Genomic DNA, 21,243 nt, shown 5'->3' on the forward strand with positions numbered 1-21,243 from the left:
ATACCCAATTGCTTAACGTACTTATTATCAATCATTTAAACCAACAACCTATTGAGCAAGTGCCCGTTTAAGAACATGAAAATGTCCAAAATCAGATCACAAATAGGATTAGCCGTACTTGCTTTCAGCCTGGGCTTACTTACCACCTCCTGTAACAGTAAAGCAGAACACAGACCCTCCCCTCCCGCCAGCGACTCTGTGCAGGTAAATGGAGTTTCGATCAATGTAGAATATAGCAGTCCGGGGGTGAAGAAACGAAAAATCTGGGGAGAGCTGGTTCCATATAATGAAATCTGGCGCACAGGAGCCAATAAGGCAACCTTTCTAAACACCTCTGGGGATATCCTGATTAATGGAGAGACGCTACCCAAAGGCACATATGCCATTTTCACAATCCCAACAGATAGTACCTGGACCATCATATTTAATGAAGAATGGGATCAATGGGGCTCCTACAACTACAATCAAAACAAGGATATTTTCAGACTGATTGTTACTCCAAGTAAATCGGATTTCGACGAACGAATGAAGTTTACCCTAACGAAAAATGCACTCACCTTTGATTGGGAAGAGCTATCCTACGAATTAACAATTGATACGCCGTAGCGTCCTGCTCTTTATTTTAACTCACGAATGGCATCCATGGTCACTCTGATCATCAGATCTCCCAGCGCCTGAATGGTCTCATCGCATTCGTTAATCATGAAACGTCTCTTCATAAACTTGGGATCCATAAATCCCAAATAGACATCTCCAAACTCCTCCCATACGATTATTTCAAGGGGCAGGTCAAGCGCAGCAGTCTGCTGACAGTTGATTAAAGTGGTAGTTAGAGTGGGATCTTCAAACAGGATACTTCTGGTCGGTGGTAGTTTCAAACCTCTTTCTTTGGCAATGCCATCGTGAGACACTACTTCAAAAAAGATCAATTCTTCCTTAGAATCAATAATCTCCAAAATCTTAGCAACCGTTTCGTCAACACTTTTCTCGGTTCTGAAAACCGATAAATTTTGACTGTAAGAAAGCTGAAAGCCAAAGATCAAAAACGCACAACAAATGAACTTTAACATGTAAAAGGTGCCCAAAAGAGCATTAACCATTTGCTAAAAAAGGAAATCTTAGGGTCTGGGAAAAGTAATTGGCCAAATAATTGTCAAAATGTGACTTTTTTTATCGGGTTTGAAAATCTTTGAATGATTTAATAAAAAGATTCATTCCAGTGGATTTTTTTAAAGTACATTTATTTTTGCTAAAATGGATCAAAGCAATTTCTATGAACATATATGCCAAGCTCACCCTTCTCTGTGTCTCTCTAGTCTTTTTCACCTCTTCGGTGCTTTACTTCTTTGTAAACCGGGAACTGGAGCGCACTTTTTCTGAGGAGCTTTTATCCAATGTCACCAAACAATCCGAGCAAACCATTTCCAACATAGAGCGGTTCGTCTACTCCAGACTGAATGAACTGAAAATAGCTGCGACCGACCCTTACTTCAGACAAGACAACATCTCACAAGCTGACCTCACCCGCAAGTTGCAGGAACTGGAAAGCCTCAATGACCTGTACGCTAGCTTTTCCTTTTTCAACAATGACCGCTTGAGAATCGCGGATAGTAAGTCACTTTCTGTGGGAAAAACACACTCATTGAGCACTTACTGGACCAAGATATCACCTACTATAGATGCGGTGGTGGATGTAGACAGATCAGAATCCACAGAGCTGAATGTAATGAATTTCGCCACTGTGGTGAAGGATCCTGAAACTAGAGAGCCAAAGGGTGTGCTGGTTGGGAGTATTCTGGTTGACGAGCTCTATAAGTTTATGGGTGACATCTCTCTTGGTGAAAACGAAAGACAGCTGAGTGTAACCCTCCTGGATGAGGGTGGCATCATTCTATACACACAAGACGAGAGCAAGACTGTCCTACAGGACAAATTTGCCGATTTTGACCTGATCCAAAAGGTAAAAAATGCCTCTGCCCGTGTGGAGCGAATCGAGACAGAAGATCAGTTTCTGTTTGTGGCAAAAGAGCAAGGCTATCTAAACAATGTCGGTAACGACTGGACGCTCGTGGTGAGCATAGGGAAAGAAGAGGCCTTGCTACCACTTGCCGAAATTCAGAAAAAACTATTGTGGGTGATCTTACTGGCCCTGGGTGCTTCGATCATACTCGCACTGATCGTAGCTAATATTTTCGTGAGGCCCATCGTAAAACTGAGTAAAATCGCCGAGGATCTGGGTAAGGGGAATCTCTCTGCCGAAATCAAAATCACCTCCAATGATGAGGTAGGCAAGCTCGCTTCACAACTCTCAAACGCTTCACAGGTGCTGATCAGGCGTCTGGATGAGCAAAAGAAACTAAATGATAAGCTGGAACACCAGAAAAATGAGATGGTCGCTCAGAAACAATTGCTGGAGCAAGCCAACAGGCAGGTGTCAGACAGTATCATCTATGCCCAAAGAATTCAGCGATCTATTCTACCAGAGATCACTGTCCTCTCCAAATTAGTGAAGGATGCCTTTGTTTTTTACGAACCAAAAGATGTAGTAAGTGGAGACTTTTACTGGTTTGAGCGGGTCAGACAAGGTAGAAATGAATACCTCATCATCGCCTGTGCCGACTGTACTGGCCATGGTGTACCGGGAGCCATCATGTCTATCATGGGGAGTAACCAGCTGACCAACATCGTGTATTATCAAAATTACATTGATCCAAATAAGATCCTGGCCCGATTGGACAAGGTTATCAAATTTGAACTGAAGCGTGATGAAAACCAGAACCAGGATGGCCTGGAAATAGGCATCTGCATCATCAATCTGGACGATCTGAAAATGGAATTTGCCGGAGCGGGGATACCACTTTATCTCATCAAGAAAGGAACCAATGAGCTCATTACATACAAGAGCCCTAAGTTTATGATTGGTGGCATAGAGGGTGACGAAAAAGAGGTGGCAGGAAAGCTGAATAAAGAAGAAGTACAGCTGGAAGAAGGTGATAAAATTTACCTTTCATCAGATGGCTTTCAAGATCAGTTCGGCGGAGAGCATGATAAGAAGTTCCTAAGTAAAAACTTCAAAAAGCTCATTGAAGACATCTCTGAAAAACCTATGAGTGATCAAATCAAGGACCTGGAAAATGCCTTTAGATCATGGAAAAAAAATACACCTCAAACAGACGATGTAGTGGTCATCGGTGTTGAGGTGTAGTGTAAGTTTAAATCCTATTTCTTTCAATACCTGATCAGCAGACTTTCATCTACTGACATCTCATAGAGTGTTTCCAGTGCAGTACTCAGGCTTGTCAGGAGCTCGGCATCCAGATCCACATCAGGGTCCAAATCCTCCATTTGTTTCAGGTTGTACCCCTTCGCTCGGATCTCATCCACACACTTTAAACATATTCGGGTCCAGGACTGAGGACTTATGTTTTCAGTACACCAATTTTTAAAATTGCTTGCCTTTACTTTCATACCGTCCATCTTTAAAGCTTAAATCCCATAATCGAAACATCATCTGTCAGGCCACCCTCTCCTATCCAGTCGTCTATAGTCTGATTCAGGAATTTATACTGCTCACTGAGTGTCTTCTTTTGGATGGATTTGATCATCTCTTCAAATTTCTCCTGAGAAAATTTCACACCGTCCTGATTTTCCTGATTGAAGTACCCATTGGAGAACATATAGTAGGTAGCATCCTCCTGAATCTCAATCTTATCAGCCATCAGGTCATCCACATTCTCCTCAGATTCACCTTCCAACACCACCATTTCCTTTCCATTGAAAATAATCATGTCCTGATTGATTCCGCTAAACTGAAGGGTCTTTGCGTTGTTATCAAACAGTGCTACGGAAACCTTAAGGTCGCATTCCAGTTCTTTAGAGCCCGCGGCATCCAGTTCCTGAGTCAATTCCTTAATAATATCTCCTGAGTGAAAAATCTTCCTGTCCTGGATCAAATCGTTGAGAATAGAATCCGCGATGAGGGTCTTCAGTGATCCCACGATTCCTTTCCCATCAAACTCAATAAGGGCTATTACGGTGTAATCTTCTGATCTGAAATTCAAACTTGTCGTCCAGATAAACTCCTCACTAAAGAGGTACTTGGTACGATACATTACAAAATGCTCAGAAAATATGCGGCTAAGGTAGCGTTCATTTGGAAGCATCGACTGCTGAAGTAGTCCTGCATATCGGATGCTATCTATCAGCCGCTTGTTGATGCTGTTCAGCTCTTCTGTTCTTTCCTTCACTCTGCGCTCCAACTCCACGTTGGACACCTCTAGCTCCTTGATATGCTCTTCGCTATCCACAGACTGCTGGTAGGTCTCCATGGCCCTGTCCAGCAGGCCCTTCATTTCATCAAAATTCCAGGGCTTGGTGATGTACTTATATATACCACATCTGTTGATACCATCTTTGATGGCCTCAATATCTGTAAACCCGGTAAGAATGATCTTGATCACATCAGGATGGTCGGGAAGTATCTTCTCGAGGAACTCCGTCCCGGTCATCTCAGGCATACGCTGGTCAGTGACCACCACCTGGATTTCATTCTCACTTAGTATATCAATCGCCTCAAAAGGGTTTGTAGTGGTAAACACCTTGAAAAACTTCCTGAAATTTGACTTAAATACCCTCAGGTTAGTCGCTTCATCGTCTACATAAAGCAGGGAGTATTTTTTCTCACTTCTGGTTGTTATATCTGGTGAATCTTGCAGTTCTTCCATTTCCTAGGGTAGGTAATTAGGTTGATTGTAATTAAAGATTATTTGCTCTCTGCCACTTTCGTGCTCTGATCTTTTGTCACTTTCTGGATCTTCTTAGGCAAGGTGATCACAAACTCAGTGCCCTTACCTTCTTCACTGGTAAGCTCAATCTTACCGTTGTGCTTTTCGATGATCCCGTAGGTAATGGACATTCCCAGCCCTGTTCCTACACCCACTGCTTTGGTGGTAAAGAAAGGTTCCCAAATTCTGTTCTTAATCTTTTCAGGAATACCCACACCATTATCCTTAATTCTCACCACAACTTCATTATCCAACTCCTCGGTGTAAATGGTGATCTCTCCGTCTTTGCGCTCCTTCGGTATGGCCTGAATACCATTGTTCAGGATATTCATAAATACCTGATTAAGCTGACCAGGATAACATTCTATATCCTTCATCTTCTCATCATAGTACTTAGATACCTTAATGGTATTCTTGGTTTTATTTCTAAGCAGCGTAAGCGTGGCATCAATGTTCTCATTCACATTGGCTGTTTTAGACTCCTCTTCATCGAGTCTGGAGAATACCCTCAGACCTTTTACGATTTCTATGGTTCGGGTTACCCCGTAATTTACGTCTTTGATCAGCTCGTCCAACTCTTCGAGGATCTCTTCGTACTCATGCTCTTCTTTGAGTTCCTTCACGTTCTCAATGACTTCCTCCAGATCCGCACCTTCATCCAGCCTTGAGTATTCTTCGGCAATCTCCCGCATAGATTCGATCGACATCTTGATAGATACCATACCACTGGAGATAAAGTTGATAGGGTTGTTGATCTCGTGAGCAATACCCGCTGTAAGCTGCCCCAAAGATGCCATTTTCTCAGAGTGAACAAGCTGCGACTGTGCATCCTTTAGAGACTGAATAGCCATATTCAGCTCCTCCTTGGACTTCTGTTCCTTTTTCAGAGTCTCCTTAAGTTTCTTCTCCGCAAGGAAGAGTTTCTCGTTATCCTGCAGTTGCTTATCAGCCAACTCCCTAATTTCTACTTCAGAATCCTGTAATCTCTTATAGGCCTGATTCAATTCATCCTGGGCTTTGATCAACTTCTCATTGATCCTGATCTGCTCCTCAGATGACTTCAGCAACTTGCTCTCAGACTCTTTTAGTTTCTGGTTATTCAGCTCTATTTCCTTTCTTGATTCATAGAGTTTCTTGTTAATCAGTTTCTGCTTCTTAAAGTTGATTTTAAGCTCTTCTTCTGATTTTTTCACCTTCACGTAGGCCTTGTTGGCAGACAGGTAATTATCACCAGCCAACTTCACCAAAGGTCTAAATACAAACAGCCCCTGAAGGAGAAGTATACCAAGGAAAGCAGCGAATACGATTTTCTCCACCAGACTGAAACCCGTCTTGTAGGACTGAGCCTCCTGAACAAAATAGTCCGCAATTTTATCCGTTGCTATCTGATATTTTCTAACTGTATTAATAAGAGTCTCTATGGAACTCCTAAGGGCCAGGTAGTTGATATCCTTCTCGTCCGTGGTATAGACAATGTCCATAAGGTTGCTGGCATTGATATCCATCTGTTCATAGAAGAACTTCAAGTCCTCCTGAAGCGCCAGATAATCGGAAGACGTAGAAGGAACAGCAAATCCCAGCTCAGGATCTCCGGAGACAAGTGCCTTATGTCCCTTGCGCCACTCAGGAAGTATTCTTCCTAATTCACTTTGGAAAATAGAGAAGTTTCGTTCAGTACTGGAGTAACCCATACCTACAGCAGTTTTTACGATCTGCTGTCCCATAGCCGATTGCTTGGAAGCAACCCGTACTATTGTAGGATCCTCATTAAAGTTAGTGATAACATCCTTTTGCACCACAAATATGTAATACGCCACAGTACCTGCAACTACCAGGGCTGTAATGGCGTATAGCACAGCATATAGGTCCTTCTTTAGCATAATGTATTATCGGTTGGTTGATTTTCAGATTAGTTTCGCTTACGTCTAAATTTAGTTAAACTTTTAGAATTGTAAATAACAAAATCAAGGTTCACATCCCAAAGCTATCTAATTAGAGATTGCGAATAACCAATCCATTCCATTAGAAGTATCACTAAATGAGTCATCTCTACTGGATCATTTGTGATATTTCTACATGCATTTTATCCATAAATTATCATCTACGCAATCTTAAAATATCTATTTCACTCTTACTTGGTATAAAAATCGACTCAATCAGCATTATATTGCAGTCAATAAGAAATACCCCTCCTTGGCAATTAGCAGCACTTTGGGGAAATACCTTTTATAAATATTTTAAGTAATTAAACATTTGGTTTAATCCGCAAATAGTAATTACTTTTCAAAAGTAAAATAATCACAATATCAAGTATGGATTATCTTAGAAGTTATAAGAATATATATGATCAAAATATAATTTTGATGTACAAAGGGGAATTGACCTTTGACTTAGTAACTTCGATGATTGCGACACTTGAAGAAAGACTAGAAGAACTTGAGGAGAATCGGAAAGTGAAAAAGAAATTTTACAACGTGGCTACTGAGTGCATTCAAAATCTGTATTATCACCTCGATGAGGTCAATGCGGATGAGATCAGAATAAGTAGCTATGACTCCAGATCTGCCCTGATTCTGATAGCCGCGCGAAAGAGGTTTTACAGTTTACAGACAGGTAACTATATCCCTACTGAAAGGACAGCAGAGATACAGCAAAGACTGGATGATATTAACGCTGTGGAACCGGAGGAGTTGAGAACTCTCTACAAGAAGGCGTTAAATGAGCAGGAGTTTTCCGACAAAGGAACAGGAGGACTCGGGTTCATTGATATCGCCAGAAAAACAGGAGGACAAAAATTAAGATATAAATTTCAACCAGTTACTGACAATGTATCTTATTTTACATTGCAGGTAAGATTGCCTAGAGATGTATAGGCAGAACAAGCAGATAAAGCTCTGAATAACCTTATGGAAAAGATTTTTATTGAGCCAACACGGGTTACTCCATTAGTGAATTTCGATCCCGATGAAGGATTACTTGAGATCAAAGGACGATCAAGCCCGGAGAATTCTATACTTTTCTATCAAAAGATCATTGATAACCTGGATGAGTATATCCAAAGTGATTTGACTGATTTTAAAGCAAATTTTTCTTTTGAATACTTTAATACTAGCTCATCCAAGTGTTTGTTTGATGTATTTAAGCGATTGAGCCGAATAGAAGAATCCGGCAAAGGCTTAACAATTAACTGGTACTATGAAGAAGATGACGAGGACATGATGGAAGCAGGAGAAGATTATGCAGACCTATTAGATCTTGAATTCAATTTTCTGGAAATCGAAGAATTCTAAGGATCTAGTCTTATGGAAGGACCCAAAGAGCTTTATCATGAAGAAATAAAGAAACTCAAAGATTTCAGGGTAAGGCTGGATACTCATGCCATTTATAAAAAAGACCTTGAGGACTTCTCTGATGATTATGAAGACCTGGTGGCTCAAGCCAAAGTAATCACCCGGGTATCCGACAGACTCCAGAAAAAACTCGATAATGCCAACATCCAGATCCGTGAGCAAAATGACGAGATCAAGGATAAGAATCTGGAGCTGGAAAAAACAATTAAAGACCTGGCTGAAGCGAAAGTAGGTAGAAAAGCCTCTACCATCATGTTTACTTTGGCTATCATCCTCTTCCTTTCAGAAGAATTTTTCTTAGAAGACATTATTGAATCGAATGTGTCCATCCCCTACGTGGACCTCATGGCCAAGGGCCTTATCGCCATTATTCTTAAGTTTTTCGAATCTGGCCTCGAGTCTTTCTTCCTCAACCAGGAGAAAAGAAAAATTATCAAGCAGGAAAAATCTTCCAACAGCTAAGTGTCTGGCGCAAGCTCTCTATAAGGTTTATGCTTTTTTTAAATAAGGTGCTTAAGCATGCTTCTGAACACTTCAATATTGCATATGTTTGGAAAACTCTTTAACATGCGTAGTTTTATTTCAAATCATTCAATTTTATGGAATTTTCTTTTGTAGATATTATAGTTTTCATAAGCTACTGTCTCCTCATTGTGGGCATAGGTCTTTGGGTATCCCGCGACAAAAAAGGCCATGAAAAAAATGCCGAGGATTACTTTTTGGCAAGCAAATCACTCCCCTGGTGGGCTATCGGAGCCTCGCTCATTGCAGCTAACATCTCCGCCGAACAATTCATCGGTATGTCCGGCTCTGGTTTTGCCAGTGGGTTAGCCATTGCCTCGTATGAGTGGATGGCAGCTATCACCCTGATCATAGTAGGAAAGTACTTTTTACCCATTTTTATAGAAAAAGGACTGTACACCATTCCGGAGTTTGTAGAAAAGAGATACAGCACCCAGCTGAAAACAATTCTTGCAGTCTTCTGGATTGCTCTTTATGTATTTGTCAACCTGAGCTCAGTACTCTACCTCGGTGCGCTGGCACTCGAAACCATCATGGGTGTGCCTATGATGTACGGTGTAATGGGGCTGGCATTGTTTGCCGCTGCCTATTCATTGTACGGCGGACTGTCTGCTGTGGCTTGGACCGACGTGGTGCAGGTGGTCTTTTTGGTACTGGGTGGTTTGCTTACTACCTATCTGGCACTGGATACCCTTTCGAATGGAGCAGGCATGATGGCTGGATTCAAGCAGGTATGGGAAGCCGTACCTGAGAGATTTCACATGATTTTGGATGAGTCCAATCCTGAATTTTCCAATCTGCCCGGCATTTGGGTATTGGTAGGTGGTATGTGGGTTGCTAACCTTTATTATTGGGGATTCAACCAGTACATCATTCAGCGTACACTGGCAGCCAAATCACTGAAGGAAGCGCAGAAAGGTATCGTAATGGCAGCCTTTTTGAAATTACTCATCCCATTCATCGTGGTAGTGCCTGGTATTGCTGCGTACGTAATGGTAAATGACCCGGAGATCATGGCTCGCCTGGGTGAACTAGGGCAGGTCAATATCCCGGGCCCGGGAGAATCTGACAAGGCATACCCATGGTTACTTCAACTACTCCCTGTTGGGTTGAAAGGTGTTGCATTCGCAGCTTTGGCTGCAGCCATCGTTTCGTCATTGGCTTCTATGCTCAATTCTACATCCACCATATTCACGATGGATATCTACAAGCAGTATATTAAGAAGGATGCCACTGATCGCCAGACGGTTAGAATGGGTAGAATTTCTGCTTCTGTAGCGCTGGTTATAGCCTGTATCATGGCACCACTTCTTGGAGGTATCGACCAGGCCTTCCAGTTCATTCAGGAGTATACAGGTATCGTGAGTCCTGGTATTCTTGCGGTGTTCCTACTGGGACTTTTCTGGAAAAAGACAACCAATGCAGCTGCCATTTGGGGTGCTATCCTTTCTGTGCCTATTGCCATGCTTTTCAAACTCCTACCGGGCATACCGTTTATGAACCAGATGGGACTTACTTGTCTCCTTACTATGCTGGTGATCATCATAGTGAGCTATCTGGGAGGTAAAGGAAAAGACAATGAGAAAGGCATTGAGCTGACTAAAGATCTCTTCAAAACGACTCCTGCATTCAATATTGGTGCTTTTGCCATCAGTTTGATTCTAGTGGTACTTTATGCACTTTTCTGGTAACAGATGATTCAACTCACTAAAAAGCAGGAAAAGCTCCAACGACAAGTCACTAGCAAGTGGCAGTTTGGGCTTTTCCTGCTCACTAAGCTTCCTATGGGGCTGATAGCAGGCATGAGGCTTCGCGAATTAGACACCACCCGCTGTGTGACTTCTGTACCCTTCAAGTACCTTACTAAAAATCCCTTCAAGAGCACTTATTTCGCGGTGCAAAGCATGGCTGCAGAGCTTTCTACGGCTTCACCATGTCTCCTGGCAGTGGCAGGTCACAAACCATCGATCGCGTTTATCATTGTGGACTTGAAAGCACGTTTTATGAAAAAAGCCGTGGACAGGGTCTATTTCACTTGTGATGATTGTCAAAAGGCTTTTGATGCTGTAGAACAAGCGATTGCAACTGGTGAGGCTCAAAGTGCCACATTCAAAACCGTTGGGAAGATGGCCGATGGCACTGTGGTTTCAGAGTTTGAGTTTACCTGGTCTTTTAAGCAACGTTCATAAATCAACCACTTTCTTGTTGGATTGTGCCTCTTTGATGGCTTTATCTACCTCAGAAAGTAAAATTTCTATGTTTTCAAAGCCTTCATTGTCAGACGCCTGAGGCAGGTTATCCATCCCCAATTTTTCCAAACGATCATAGACCATAAACACATCTATTTTGTGGATATCCATACCGGGCTGAAACTGCTCAACTTCAGGATCTGCGACCTTCACGATCAACCGGGCCGTTTCCAGATCATCCAATATCTCACGAATAAATCGCCTGGGGATATTCAGGCTGCTGCATAAGTGCTCAAAGGAAACAGGCTCATCGTTGCTTTGAAAATCCTTCACTATCCTCCGCAATACGAGAAGCGTCATCTTCCTTTTGGATTTCAAATTCATCTTCAGCTCTTCATTGTCGTACGCCCAGCCTCCTACATTTTGTACCGCAAAGGCAAACTCTGCACCGAACAATAAAATCATCCAGCTCAACTGAAGCCAGATAAGAAAAAGTGGAAGCGCTGCAAAACTCCCGTAGATCACACTATATCGAGAAAGGTAAACCTGCCCTTCTATCCAGGCAAACTGAGTGATCTGATAGGCTGTCCCTGCCAAAACCCCGGCAATCAAAGCTGGTTTGATCTTCACGGAGGTATTTGGAAAAACCATGTAGAGGAGAAAGAGTAGAAACCAAATGAGCGTGTAGGGTATCAGCTTGATGAAAAACAGAATAATCGGTCTGAAAAGCCCCAAAATGCCCATACTATCTGTCAGACTCTCGATACTCGTGGTAATAAAAACCGTCGCTGAGCTGGCCATAATCAGAATCAGTGGCCCCAACAAAATCACCGACATATAGTCAGTAAGCTTCCGCTTGAGGGTTCGCCCCTTCCGGGTATTCCAAATATCATTGAAGGCCACCTCTATGTTGTTGAGCAATCTGGCCACGGCGTAGATCAAAAAGACCGCACTTATACCCGATATAATCCCTCCACTTGAGGTGGATAGCATTTTATTGGCAAACTTCAGGGTGTAATCCAGAACTTCCTGCTGACCGCTAAAATATTTGATCAATTCATTCTTCAGATAATCCTCCAGCCCAAAGATGGTGGCAATACCAAAAGCCATGGCCACCACGGGCACTACAGACAATACAGAAAAATAGGTCAGCGCCGAGGCCTTTTCCCCACACTTATCTTTATCAAACTCAGACAGTGTAATGACCCAAATTCTAATCTGGCGATAGAGAAACCTGCGTCTTTTGGGAAGTGTGTCCAGTTTTATCTTCCAAAGATCCTCATGCAGGAAATTTTTGATGCTATTGACGTGCCGGGCAACCATATTATTTATCGGAAATACGAGCCAAGATAATTAATAAGGGCGCAATAAATGAGAAAAAGAGGCATAAGCCTCTTTTTCAAAGTAATTGCAATATGCAATATTCACCATAACAACCTCATGAGGTTTGTTCTAAAAAAATTGATTCACCTAAAATCAACTAATGAGGAATTTTAACCGGATATATAACCACTAAAGTTAGGCATACCCCTATCCATGCTTCAATTCGAGTACTGTGATCTCAGGCAAGATCCCTACACGACCCGGATAACCCAAAAATCCGAACCCCCTATTGACGTATAAGTATTGGTTTCCACTCTTATATAAATCCGCCCATTGCTTATAAATATACTGGGATGGGCTCCAGCGAAAATCGCCTATTTCAATCCCAAACTGCATACCATGCGTATGCCCTGCCAGCATCAGGTCGATATCCGGGTACTCCGGTCTTACCTGTGCATCCCAGTGGCTGGGGTCATGAGAAAGTAAAATCTTGAAAGGGGCCTCCTCTGTGCCCGCATAGGTTTTGGCCAGGTCTCCATATTTTGAAAAACGCCCTGCACCCCAGTTTTCCAATCCCAAAATAGCTATTTGATCTGATCCTTCCTTGATCAACCTATTTTCATTGAGCAGGATATCCCAGCCCATATATCGGTGCATCTCCTGCAGCTGGTGAACATCTGCTTGTTTCGCCTGTGGGCTAGCCCAGCTCCTATAATCCCCATAGTCATGATTGCCCATGGTGGAATAAACCCCCATAGGAGCATCAATTTTCCTGAAAATATCCAGATAGGGCTTGGCCTCTTCACTCTGATTGTTGACTAAATCCCCAGTGAAAAAGACAATATCACCTTTCTGTTGATTAATCAGATCCACTCCACCCGCTACAGCTGTCTTATTGAAAAAGCTGCCGGTGTGTATATCTGAAACCTGAACAATTCTGAGACCATCAAATGCTTTAGGTACATTGGATGAAACAATTTCTCTCCTTCTGATTCTATAGTCGTGAGCCCCGGAAACAATACCGAAACTGAAGACAGCAATCGGAACCGTACCCGCAATAATGGCCGACTTTGAAATAAACTCGGAACGCGAGAGGTCCTTTGGAGCCTCTGCCCTTGAGGGCATCATATTCATCACAAAAGTGACCAGTCTCCTGAAATCATCAGTCAATAAAAAGATAGCTGAAATCAACTTGCCTATAAGGGTGATGAAAAATGCCGTGGTGATAAAAAGCCTCAGGTTTTGAAACTGCTTCGGATCCAATTGCTCATAAAACATAATACCAGCAAACAGCACAGCCGATATACCAAAATATGCTACTGAAATCAGCCTTCTGGTGACCACTTCATAATCTGAGATTACCAGACGAATGGCTTGATAAATATATAGATCGAAAGCCATGTAGAGTACGGCCGCTATCCCAAAGAAATAAATTCTACTCATAAGCAAAATGCCCCGATCAAATGATCGGGGCAGGTTTTATGTTAACTAATCCCCAAATACCGGTTGACCCGTGCAAAGAAGAGGTACATCACAGGCACAATGACCAGCGTAAGGAATGTAGCAAATGACAATCCGAAAATAATCGTCCAAGACATAGGTCCCCAAAAAGCCACATTGTCTCCGCCAAGGTAGAAATCCGCATCGTAGGAGTTAAGGAATTTGATGAAATCCACATTGAATCCTACTGCCAGCGGAACAAGCCCCAAAACCGTGGTGATGGCTGTGAGCAATACCGGTCGCAACCTGGTTTTTCCGGCCACAGCTATGGCTTCCACAATTTCATTAAAAGGTAACTTATCTACCCCTAGTTCCTGCCGCTTGCGCTCACGACTCAGCTCGATAAAGTCTATCAGTACGATGGCATTATTCACCACTATTCCTGCCAGTGAAATAATCCCCACCATAGACATGATCACCACAAAGTTCATTTGGAAAACTACAAGCCCAAGAAAAACTCCAATGGTACTCAAGACTACCGACATCATGATAATGAAAGGAGTGGTCACTTTATTGAACTGTGCCACGATGATCAGGAAGATGAGGCAAACCGCAATACCAAGGGCCTTTGATAGGAATGCCATCTCCTTGGCTTGTTTTTCCTGCTCACCACTGAACTTAAACTCATACCCGGCAGGCATCTGGAAATTGCTGAGCAACTCCTGAATCTCCCCATTGATCTCAGTGGCATTGTAGCCGGTGATCACATTGGAACTGATGGTAATGACCCTATCCATATCTTTCCTTTTGATAGAGCCGTAAGTAGAGCTGAGCTCTGAAGTGGCCACCGATGATATAGGCACGCTTACCATTTTACCAGATGTCTGATCTCTGAAGACAACACTCTTGTTCATCAGTGCATCCACGTCATATCGATACTTTTCCATGAGTCTTAGCTGCACCTCATAGTCATCTTCCCCTTCCTTGTATTTGGAAACTTCCTTACCAAACAGTGCCGTTCGCACTTCCATGGCTATGGAGTTGGTAGACAGCCCAAACCTTCGGGCTTTTTCCCTGTCAATGTTTACCACCAGTTCAGGTTTACCTGTCTCCAGATCGGTTTTCAGCTTCTCAATACCCTGGATACCCGACTCATTAATGGTCTTCTTCATTCTCTCGGTCACTTCTATGAGTGTTGCAAAGTCCTCACCGGATACCTCTATACTAATCGGTTTACCCGCTGGCGGGCCATCCGCATTCTGATCCACTGTCACAGCCACACCAGGGTAGCCGCCAATAGCTTCCCTGATCTCAGCCAGTATCACTTTGGTATCTATGTCATTTCGATATTTGAACTCTTTGAAATTGACGGTAATCCTTGCCTTATTAGGGGTATCCTGCTGTCCAAATGCTGAAGGATCATTGGGATCTGATGTTCCCTGGCCCACATTGGCAATGATGGACTCCACGATGCTTTCATACGGCTTCACCACGTCAAAAACAATGTGTTCAATCTTCTGGGTAAACTCATTGGTATGTTCAATATCGGTACCTACCGGGTACTCAATGAAGACGTTGATGTACTTGGGGTCTGTTTTAGGAAAGTACTCCACATCAGGTGGAAATACGTTCATCAGTCCAAAAGATCCAAAAAACATCAAAACTGTGCCCCAAAAGAATAAGGCAGGTTTCCAACCTGAAAGTGCAAAATCCAATGTGGACTTATACAGTCCCTCTAACCAGGGTAAGAAAGTTCGTTGAAACCTTCTGGACGATGGCACCAGTACATATACATTCAAGATGGTAATTAACCCGGCTATAATCAGCAAGTTGCCCAACACTGTGGCCTTAGCGAGTAACAACAATGCTCCAAGCACAATGGCTACGGCTACAAAAATCATGATGCGCTTCCTATTGGTCTCGCCAGTTTCCAGCTTCATAAAAGCCGCAATAAGCACCGGATTGATGACCAAGGCCACAAACAATGAAGAACCCAACGTAACCATCAACGTGATCGGGAGAAACTTCATAAACTCTCCCATGATCCCGGGCCAAAAAGCCAACGGAAGGAATGCCGCCAAAGTGGTGGCTGTAGAGGCAATAATCGGCCATGCCACTTCTCCCACCCCCTGCTTGGTGGCTTCAAAGGAAGACAACCCTTCCTCCCTGAGTCGATAGACATTTTCCACTACCACGATACCATTATCCACGAGCATACCCAGTGCCATGATCAAGGAGAACAGCACCATCATGTTGATGGTAATGCCAAACATGCCAAGAATCATAAAAGCCATGAACATAGAAAGTGGTATGGCGATCCCCACGAAAAGAGCATTTCGGGAACCGAGGAAGAACAATAGTACCAGTACCACAAGAATCACCCCGGAAATAATGTTGTTCTCGAGGCTATCCACAAGCTCTCTGGTCTGCTCAGACTGATCGTTAGTTTTGGTCACTATGAGGTCTTTTGGAAACACCTCTTGCTTGGCTTTTTCCAGGATCACATTAATCTTGTCAGTGGCAATCAGCAGGTTTTCCCCGCTCCTTTTTACCACATCCACCATCACCACCGGGTTACCTCGCAACCTCGCATAATCCTGAGTTTCCTTATAGTCAAAATCTACCTCACCGATATCTCGGAGGTAAACGATATTGCCCTTCTCACTCTTCACCACCACATCCAGCACTTCTTCCGGGTAAGAAAACTCACCCACCACACGGATAGACCTGCGGATATCTCCTTCCTTCACACTACCACCAGAAAGGGTAATGTTTTCACTCCTGATGGCGTTTTCAATGTCTGAAAAGTTAACCTCGCGGGCTTCCATCTGATAAGGATCCACATTCACCTTCAGCTCCTTCTCATTGATGCCCCGTATTTCCACTTTAGAAATCTCAGAAATCTTCTCGATCTCCTCCTCGAGGTACTCAGCGTATTCATTGAGTTCCTCCATACTGTAGTTTCCAGACAGGTTAATATTCAGAATGGGAAACTCCGAGAAGTTCATTTCAAACACATTCGGATCGGTTTGGAGCTCAGGAAGATCTGGCTTGGCCCTATCCACTGCGTCCTTCACTTTGATCAATGCATCTTCTATATCAGTGTCTGAGGTAAACTCCACAATAATGGTGGAGTAATCCTGTACCGAGGTAGACTTGATATTGTCCACTTCGGCAATTGCATTTACTTCTTTCTCAATAGGCCTGGTCACCAGGTTTTCCATATCCACAGGAGAGTTACCCGGGTGCGGAGTGCCTATGTACACGATCGGTTGCTTCACTTCCGGAAAGCTCTCTTTCGGTAAGGTGACATAGGTCATCAGACCTATGATGACCACAAGCATCGTCAATACATAGACTGTGGTCCTATTATTTAGCGAAAGCGTCGTTAAACCAAACTGCTTTTCGGTATTCTTGTTAGTAGATTCGTCAGCCATTTATTTGCTTTCTAAAGAGTTATACCACTTATTGATTAGTTTTTGATCGTAACGGCCGCACCAGGCGCCAGTTCTCTATACCCCTCATAAGCGATCAGCTGACCGGCAGACAACCCCTCTACGATCTCTGTCTCGAGGTTGTACGAAACACCGGGCTTCACATACACCTTGCTTGCCACCAGCTTGCCTTCCTTATCTACCAACTCGTATACATAGCTCCCTTTGCTGTCGCGCTGCACAAGCTTGGTGGGTACCACAAGGGCTTTATCAGTCTTGTAGTCGATCATGTGAAGAACCACCACCTGATTCGGTTTGATTGGGAAGTCGACCGCTGGCAATCCTACTTCTACCTCGAATGTTCTGTTTTCACTTTTAATTACCTGGCCCACAGAGGCAATTTTGGAAATCACTTCCTTGTCCAAAGAGGGGAAATACACTTTCACCTGCTGACCAACTTGAAATTTGCCCAGGAATGACTCTGACACATCCGCAGAAATGTAGGTGTCATTTTGATTCACAATTCTTACCAGCGGCATACCAGGTGAGGTCATCTCACCTTCCCTCACCGGAATATTGTCAATTATCCCGTTGAAAGGAGCCACTACATTGGATTGACTCAGTTGAGAATTGAGGGTTTTTAACTTGCTTTCCAGGGCTTCCTTATTGTTCTTCGCTTGCAGGTACTGCACCTCCGTACCGATATTTTGCTCCCACAGTTTAGCCTGTCGCTCGTAAATAGTAGCCGCCAGCTCTAGTTGTGTTTTCACTTCCGAAATGCTGTTTCTTAAAATATCCGCATCCAGTTGGACCAAGAGCTGACCTTTGGCCACTTTTTGTCCTTCAGTGACTTTAATGGACTCTATTCTACCCATAGTTTCGGCAGAGAGCATCACATTTTTTCTGGAAGCCACTGTGCCCCGTACTTCTACCCAATGTTCAAAACTATCTGGAGTCATCTTCAATGTGGTGATCAGTACTTTATTCCCTTCTTTTTTCTCCAGCTGACCGGACTGGATCAGCTCGGCCTCAAGATCAGAAATTTTGGTTTCCAGTTCTTTTTGTTGAGCTTTCAATTCATTTAGCTCCGTCACTTTATCCTTGGCCGCTTCTGTGCCACCGCACGCATAAACCAGCGCCGAAATAATTACTATGTAGGTGATTTGATTGATCTTTCTCATGATCTATTGTTAGTTATAAAGTATTCCTAATGCTTTTTTCAATTCTAATTGCGCAATGATTGCGTCGTACAACGCGCTGAAGTAATTCGTTTGGGCCTCCTTCAGCGAGGTATCAGCCTCGATTACCTCCAGGTTGGATCCCACGCCCTCCTGGTATTTGATTTGGGAAATATTGAAGATATACTCTGCGAGCTCCGCATTCTCCTTTTGCACTTCCAGTCTGCTCAGAGCATTGTCCAGGTTGTCCTGAGCCCTCTTAATATCCAGCTCGATAGACCGTTCCAATACCTCAAAACCATTTTCGATCTTGGACAGACTCAATTTTTCCTGCTGAATCTGATAGTTTCTCTGCAAACCGGTGAACATATTCCACTTGAGGCTCAGACCAAGTGTAGAATATCCATACCACTTATCGGGTCCCACTCCATTTTGATCTTCAAAATCAGTATTCGTGGCAAAGAGCCCACCGAAATTTGGCGACTGTGTAGAATATCCCAAATTGGCAAAAGCCGAAATCATAGGGATCGCTTCGGCATACTTATTCTTAATGTTCAACTTCTGAAGCTCATAATTGGCCTGCAACACCTGATAGTCCGGGCGGTTAGAGTAGTCCCAGTTCTCAGCTTCAGGTAGCTCTACCTTTTGCATAGCCTCATCCTCTAAAGATCCGCCGATGGTCAGCTCCTCATCAAAAGGAAAGTTCATCTGAAACTTGAGTAGCCTCATGGAGAGGTCATTGAGGTTTTCAATGTTTTCTCTGTTCACTTTCAGATTATTCAAAGTCACCTTCAGCCGATCAGCATCGATCTTCTCTGCAAAACCATTTTCATACATGGCCAGGGTGTTGCGGTAGAGGGTATCAAGCCTGTTTAAGTTGGCATTTACCAAAGAGAGCTGTTCGCGGGCGATCAGCAGGTTGTAATAAGCCTTTGATACACTCATCACAATGTCCTCACTGGTCTGATTGGAGTTTTTTACGGACAATTCCTTGTAAGCCTTCGAAGCCTGGAGGCCCACAAAATACGATCCATTAAAAATCATTTGATTGATACTCAGATTGGCATCCCCCGCTCCTTTGAGCTGGAAAATATTGCGGAGTGCAACGACATCTCCATCTGATAAACCCATCTGACTAGCCTGCTCATCGGTGATGAAAAAGGAGCCACCTCCAGCGGTATATTGAGTGAAGAATCTTGGCTGAGTAGGGCTCTGCTGTACAGACACTGAACCCGACACCTGGGGCAGGCCAATACCAACAGTCTCCTTCACACGAGCAGTAGCAATCTGCTCATCTAACAGTGCGTTCTTGGCATCCACGCTGTTTTTCAGTGCGTACTCCACGCAATCGTCCAAAGTAAACGAGCCGGAGGTCTCCTGAGCCACCAGCCATGTACTGAGCATTAAAAAAAGTAAGGTTAGTTTTCCTTTCATTTTGAGTGATTATTAACTTCCTGAGATTGATATTCCTGATATAATTGTTTGCCTTTTTCTGACAGAAGCCCATGCACGAAATGATCAAACACCTGCATCTGCACTTCTATGAAATCAAATTCTGAACGCGGGAAAACCTGATCGCTAAAAACCATCTGGACGATTTCCATCCTAAGTATGGCCAGCACCCGCGCATTCAGTTCCAGCCGGTAGTACCCCTCCTGCTTGCCACGCTCTATGTTATCGATGATTTGCCCCACCAGATACTCGGATTTGAACTCCTGAAAAATTGCCCATGCCTCGGCATGATACTTATGAAGGTCATAAAGCAAGGATGGGTTTACCCTGAAAGCATGCTCGCGCATGCATTTGGCTAGCTTAAATATCTCATCCACTGCATTGACGGCCGATTCAATGACCCTTCCAAACTCCGCCATCTCACCATCCATATGAAACCTGACAACCTCCGTAACTAACTCATCTTTGTTGCTAAAATGCAAATACAGGGTCTTTTTAGACATGGCCAACTCTCTGGCTACATCGTCCATCGATACCGACCTGACTCCATATTGCATAAACAGTGAATGTGCTCCTTCTAAAATTCTTTCCTTCGCCACAGAGATTTGGATGTTTTCCGCAAATTTAAATATGGAAACTTTAATTATACTTAAAGTTTCCTCAGTTTCTACGGGCAACGATCAGGAAGGTTCAATGAAATTGATTTTTTTTTAAAAATATTTCTGTTTCTTGCGGCAGACCTGATGAAAACAACCAAATCCAATCTCTTTTATCGCAAATCTGGCAAAGGGCCCCATCCCCTAATCCTTCTTCATGGATTTGGACAAGAGCATTCAGCGTTTGATACCTGGCTGAAAGCATTGGAAAACAATCACACGGTGTACGCCTTTGATCACTACTATCATGGACAGAGCACTCGGGAAGATTCCCCGCTTACCATCGCACAATGGAAACAGCAGTTTGAGGATTTTCTCCTCAGGGAGGACATCACGAAATTCTCAATCGTTGGTTTCAGTCTTGGAGGAAGATTTGCCCTGGTCACCACAAACCTCTTTCCGGAAAGAATCAGGCACCTTATACTGATCGCACCGGATGGTATCTTTCGAAGCATTTGGTTTCGCCTGGCCACAAGTAGCCTGGGCAATCCGCTCTTTAAGTACCTGATGCTTCATCCAGATCACTTCAATACGCTACTAGATACATTCAAGACATTGAGAATCACCTCATCATCTATGGTTCGGTTTGCTCAAAAAGAGCTCCAAGGCAAAGACAATCGCAAACGTGTCTATCGTACCTGGACTTACTTCAAGCCTATCCAAGTGCCTATATCAATGGTAGCCCGGGTCATCAACCAACATGGCATTCAGACGCACCTGATTCTTGGTACGCTTGACAGCATCATCCCTCTGGGCAAAATCCTCTCAAAAACCACCAAAATCCGTACATTAGAAACACACAAACTCCCTTATAAACACCATCACATGATCGAGGCTTCAAAAACCTTGGTTCCTTCTTTGCTTTCAGGGGAATTCTTTGATTAATTCTTCTATTTTTGCGGTGACAAATACAAG

At 43.4% G+C, this 21,243-nt stretch carries 18 protein-coding genes; 8 read left to right on the plus strand and 10 right to left on the minus strand.

Annotated elements, in window-relative coordinates:
* Nucleotides 1–81 precede the first annotated feature (81 nt).
* The gene (locus GV030_RS05180; protein WP_159580459.1) at nucleotides 82–606 is read left to right on the plus strand and encodes a DUF2911 domain-containing protein; all 525 of its coding nucleotides are present in this window, start codon (nucleotides 82–84) and stop codon (nucleotides 604–606) included.
* A gap of 11 nt (nucleotides 607–617) precedes the next feature.
* On the opposite strand, the gene GV030_RS05185 is transcribed toward GV030_RS05180, so the two are convergent.
* Nucleotides 618–956: a DUF302 domain-containing protein gene (locus tag GV030_RS05185; RefSeq protein ID WP_221413288.1), complete on the minus strand. Its 339-nt coding sequence runs from the start codon at nucleotides 954–956 to the stop codon at nucleotides 618–620.
* Between the two features lie 317 nt (nucleotides 957–1,273).
* Here GV030_RS05185 and GV030_RS05190 point away from each other — a divergent pair, with 317 nt between their 5' ends.
* Nucleotides 1,274–3,205: a SpoIIE family protein phosphatase gene (locus tag GV030_RS05190; protein ID WP_159580463.1), complete on the plus strand. Its 1,932-nt coding sequence runs from the start codon at nucleotides 1,274–1,276 to the stop codon at nucleotides 3,203–3,205.
* Nucleotides 3,206–3,228: 23 nt separating this feature from the next.
* Here the strand turns inward: GV030_RS05190 and GV030_RS05195 are convergent, their stop codons facing one another.
* From GV030_RS05195 to GV030_RS05205, 3 genes are read right to left on the minus strand one after another with little or no spacing between them, the layout of a single operon-like run.
* Nucleotides 3,229–3,468, minus strand: a complete 240-nt coding sequence (locus GV030_RS05195) for a hypothetical protein (protein WP_159580465.1) — start codon at nucleotides 3,466–3,468, stop codon at nucleotides 3,229–3,231.
* An 11-nt stretch (nucleotides 3,469–3,479) separates the two neighbouring features.
* The gene (locus GV030_RS05200; RefSeq protein ID WP_159580467.1) at nucleotides 3,480–4,724 is read right to left on the minus strand and encodes a response regulator; all 1,245 of its coding nucleotides are present in this window, start codon (nucleotides 4,722–4,724) and stop codon (nucleotides 3,480–3,482) included.
* A gap of 38 nt (nucleotides 4,725–4,762) precedes the next feature.
* Entirely contained in the window at nucleotides 4,763–6,664 is a 1,902-nt protein-coding gene (locus GV030_RS05205) for a sensor histidine kinase (protein WP_159580469.1), read from the minus strand.
* A gap of 432 nt (nucleotides 6,665–7,096) precedes the next feature.
* Between GV030_RS05205 and GV030_RS05210 the strand changes: the two genes are divergently transcribed.
* The 5 genes from GV030_RS05210 (at nucleotide 7,097) to GV030_RS05230 (ending at nucleotide 10,845) form a co-directional block, all read left to right on the plus strand.
* Nucleotides 7,097–7,657: a SiaB family protein kinase gene (locus GV030_RS05210; protein WP_255465129.1), complete on the plus strand. Its 561-nt coding sequence runs from the start codon at nucleotides 7,097–7,099 to the stop codon at nucleotides 7,655–7,657.
* A 33-nt stretch (nucleotides 7,658–7,690) separates the two neighbouring features.
* Nucleotides 7,691–8,074, plus strand: coding sequence for a DUF1987 domain-containing protein (locus GV030_RS05215; RefSeq protein WP_159580473.1), 384 nt, complete (start codon nucleotides 7,691–7,693; stop codon nucleotides 8,072–8,074).
* A 12-nt stretch (nucleotides 8,075–8,086) separates the two neighbouring features.
* Nucleotides 8,087–8,596 (plus strand): hypothetical protein, encoded by a 510-nt coding sequence (locus GV030_RS05220; protein ID WP_159580475.1) that lies wholly within the window; start codon nucleotides 8,087–8,089, stop codon nucleotides 8,594–8,596.
* A 137-nt stretch (nucleotides 8,597–8,733) separates the two neighbouring features.
* On the plus strand, nucleotides 8,734–10,347 hold the full coding sequence (locus GV030_RS05225) for a sodium/sugar symporter (protein WP_159580477.1): 1,614 nt from the start codon (nucleotides 8,734–8,736) through the stop codon (nucleotides 10,345–10,347).
* Nucleotides 10,348–10,350: 3 nt separating this feature from the next.
* Nucleotides 10,351–10,845, plus strand: a complete 495-nt coding sequence (locus GV030_RS05230; protein ID WP_159580479.1) for a thioesterase — start codon at nucleotides 10,351–10,353, stop codon at nucleotides 10,843–10,845.
* Here the strand turns inward: GV030_RS05230 and GV030_RS05235 are convergent.
* From GV030_RS05235 to GV030_RS05260, 6 genes are all read right to left on the minus strand, one after another.
* Nucleotides 10,840–12,168: a YihY/virulence factor BrkB family protein gene (locus GV030_RS05235; RefSeq protein WP_159580481.1), complete on the minus strand. Its 1,329-nt coding sequence runs from the start codon at nucleotides 12,166–12,168 to the stop codon at nucleotides 10,840–10,842. The genes GV030_RS05230 and GV030_RS05235 overlap by 6 nt on opposite strands.
* A 207-nt stretch (nucleotides 12,169–12,375) precedes the next feature.
* A complete protein-coding gene (locus GV030_RS05240; protein WP_159580483.1) occupies nucleotides 12,376–13,611 on the minus strand; it encodes a metallophosphoesterase in 1,236 nt (411 codons plus the stop codon).
* 41 nt (nucleotides 13,612–13,652) lie between these two features.
* On the minus strand, nucleotides 13,653–17,045 hold the full coding sequence (locus tag GV030_RS05245) for an efflux RND transporter permease subunit (RefSeq protein ID WP_159580485.1): 3,393 nt from the start codon (nucleotides 17,043–17,045) through the stop codon (nucleotides 13,653–13,655).
* A gap of 35 nt (nucleotides 17,046–17,080) precedes the next feature.
* Nucleotides 17,081–18,223, minus strand: coding sequence for an efflux RND transporter periplasmic adaptor subunit (locus tag GV030_RS05250; protein WP_159580487.1), 1,143 nt, complete (start codon nucleotides 18,221–18,223; stop codon nucleotides 17,081–17,083).
* Nucleotides 18,224–18,232: 9 nt separating this feature from the next.
* Nucleotides 18,233–19,654 (minus strand): TolC family protein, encoded by a 1,422-nt coding sequence (locus tag GV030_RS05255; RefSeq protein WP_159580489.1) that lies wholly within the window; start codon nucleotides 19,652–19,654, stop codon nucleotides 18,233–18,235.
* Complete coding sequence (locus GV030_RS05260; protein WP_159580491.1) at nucleotides 19,651–20,271, minus strand: TetR/AcrR family transcriptional regulator; 621 nt, start codon at nucleotides 20,269–20,271, stop codon at nucleotides 19,651–19,653. The genes GV030_RS05255 and GV030_RS05260 overlap by 4 nt, the downstream gene beginning before the upstream one ends.
* Before the next feature lie 144 nt (nucleotides 20,272–20,415).
* Between GV030_RS05260 and GV030_RS05265 the strand changes: the two genes are divergently transcribed.
* Nucleotides 20,416–21,213 (plus strand): alpha/beta hydrolase, encoded by a 798-nt coding sequence (locus tag GV030_RS05265; protein ID WP_159580493.1) that lies wholly within the window; start codon nucleotides 20,416–20,418, stop codon nucleotides 21,211–21,213.
* Nucleotides 21,214–21,243: the final 30 nt, after the last annotated feature.

Source organism: Marinoscillum sp. 108 (genome assembly GCF_902506655.1).
In the GTDB taxonomy this organism is placed as follows: domain Bacteria; phylum Bacteroidota; class Bacteroidia; order Cytophagales; family Cyclobacteriaceae; genus Marinoscillum; species Marinoscillum luteum.